The 1,325-nt window shown below is 33.7% G+C and carries 1 pseudogene; it reads left to right on the forward strand.

What is annotated here, in order from left to right:
• Positions 1–1,325, forward strand: a pseudogene (gene fnbA, locus IDG60_RS14580) (fibronectin-binding protein FnbA); the annotation flags it as partial.

The following is a 1,325-nucleotide window of genomic DNA, read 5'->3' on the forward strand; positions in this document are numbered from 1 at the left end:
ACAAGTAAAGTTACAGTAGAAAGTGGTTCTATTGAGGCACCTCAAGGAAATAAAGTAGAGCCACATGCTGGTCAACGTGTCGTATTGAAATACAAATTGAAATTCGCAGATGGATTAAAAAGAGGAGATTATTTTGATTTTACATTATCAAATAATGTAAATACTTATGGGGTTTCAACAGCTAGAAAGGTACCAGAGATTAAAAATGGCTCAGTTGTAATGGCTACAGGTGAGATCTTAGGGAATGGTAACATAAGATATACATTTACTAACGAAATTGAACACAAGGTAGAGGTAACAGCTAATTTAGAAATCAACTTATTTATTGACCCTAAAACTGTACAAAGCAATGGAGAACAAAAGATTACTTCTAAATTAAATGGTGAAGAAACAGAAAAAACAATACCAGTTGTTTATAATCCAGGTGTTAGCAATAGTTATACAAATGTAAATGGATCAATTGAAACATTTAATAAAGAATCTAATAAATTTACACATATAGCTTATATTAAGCCAATGAATGGAAACCAGTCAAACACTGTATCAGTAACAGGGACGTTGACTGAAGGTAGTAATTTAGCTGGTGGACAACCTACTGTTAAAGTATATGAATATCTAGGGAAAAAAGATGAATTGCCACAAAGTGTTTATGCAAATACATCAGATACTAACAAATTCAAAGATGTAACAAAGGAAATGAATGGAAAATTGAGTGTGCAAGACAATGGTAGTTACTCATTGAATTTAGATAAGTTGGATAAAACGTATGTCATTCATTATACAGGTGAATATTTGCAAGGGTCAGATCAGGTTAATTTTAGAACTGAATTATATGGGTATCCAGAACGAGCATATAAATCTTACTATGTTTATGGGGGATATCGTTTAACTTGGGATAATGGTTTAGTTTTATATAGCAATAAAGCTGACGGCAATGGTAAAAATGGACAAATTATTCAAGATAATGATTTTGAATATAAAGAAGATACTGCAAAAGGAACTATGAGCGGGCAGTACGATGCCAAGCAAATTATTGAAACAGAAGAAAATCAAGACAATACACCGCTTGACATTGATTACCACACAGCTATAGATGGTGAGGGTGGTTATGTTGATGGGTATATTGAAACAATAGAAGAAACGGATTCATCAGCTATTGATATCGATTACCATACTGCTGTGGATAGTGAAGCGGGTCACGTTGGAGGATACACTGAGTCCTCTGAGGAATCAAATCCAATTGACTTTGAAGAATCGACACATGAAAATTCAAAACATCACGCTGATGTTGTTGAATATGAAGAGGATACAAATCCAGGTGGTGG

This window comes from Staphylococcus sp. EG-SA-2, assembly GCF_017152085.1.